Annotated in this window: 1 protein-coding gene; it reads left to right on the top strand. The window is 47.2% G+C overall.

Annotated features, from left to right (window positions below):
• Window positions 1–152 precede the first annotated feature (152 nt).
• Window positions 153–439 (top strand): NAD(P)H-binding protein (locus Q8G36_RS28660; protein WP_305275353.1); only part of this gene is annotated, 287 nt, incomplete at its 3' end.

Genomic DNA, 439 nt, shown 5'->3' with positions numbered 1-439 from the left:
CGGTGAACAGTTATTTAGGGCCACAACGTGTATGGCTTGTGGCGTTAGGGCTTGCTCGGGCCATACCGGGAAGTCAAAACAGCTGATAGCATTGTTTTGTGAGCTATGTAAAGGGTATAGAAAAAACAGATAGAGGAAAGGTGGTAGGTCAAGTGAGAGTACTTGTAATCGGTGCAAACGGACAAATTGGCAAACAGCTTGTCGAAAAGATTGAACAGCAATCGCCTCATGAAGCACGGGCGATGGTACGTTCAAAAGAACAGTTGGAATCGTTTCAACAGGCAGGAGTAGACGCTGTGCTGGCGAACCTTGAAGGACCAATTAGCGAATTAGCTGAAGCGGCAAAAGGCTGTGACGCAATTGTTTTTACGGCAGGTTCTGGCGGGCACACAGGCGCAGATAAAACGATGATGATTGATTTGGATGGCGCGATTAAATC

It is taken from the genome of Peribacillus frigoritolerans, assembly GCF_030676415.1.
Classification (GTDB): domain Bacteria; phylum Bacillota; class Bacilli; order Bacillales; family DSM-1321; genus Peribacillus; species Peribacillus frigoritolerans_A.
This window is presented reverse-complemented; position numbering and strand designations above follow the sequence as displayed.